Consider the following 611-nt stretch of genomic DNA (forward strand, 5'->3'; position numbering starts at 1 on the left):
TTAGGATTTCACCATCGCTTCTTTATTTTCAAGCTGCATATCGTCGTCGGCCGGCGAGTGTGCTTTACATTTTGCCTGAACTTCATCAGACCATGGTAAATAAGCGTCAACGTCAGGATTTTTTCGCAATTCCAGCTGTTCGAAGACATATTTCAAGTATTTATAAGCATCCAAATTGTTTAACTTTGCAGTTTGAACCAAAGTATAATATACTGCGTTAGCTTGGGCACCCTCATAAGATTTAGAAAATAAACTATTCTTGCGCCCCAACGTAGTTGGTCGGATGCATTGCTCAACTTCGTTGTTTGATAATGGCATGCCTCCTATTCTGAAAATTTCTTCAAGTCTACTTCTTTGATCAAAAGAATATTTAATCGCATTTTTCAATTGACCACTTGGAGTATTAACTTGAGAAATGAATTCATAGAAGTCATCCAGTAGTGGCTTCACAATTTTATTTCTAGCTGCTACTTTTTCTTCTGCTGTTTTATATTCCAACTGCTTCTCCGCATGAAATACTTTCCCGAGTAGGACTGTCGCTTCTCGAGCTACAGAATGCGTTTTTCCTCTCAGAGCTTTGGCTATCTCAACAAATTTTCTACGAATATGAA

1 protein-coding gene is annotated in these 611 nt (G+C 38.0%); it reads right to left on the minus strand.

Translation table 11 applies throughout. The features are described 5' to 3' along the window. The coding region (locus JCM10991_RS11865; protein ID WP_025021600.1) for an IS66 family transposase at nucleotides 1-611 on the minus strand (611 nt) is incomplete at its 5' end.

The organism is Ligilactobacillus equi DSM 15833 = JCM 10991, assembly GCF_000615765.1.
GTDB classification, from domain to species: Bacteria; Bacillota; Bacilli; order Lactobacillales; family Lactobacillaceae; genus Ligilactobacillus; species Ligilactobacillus equi.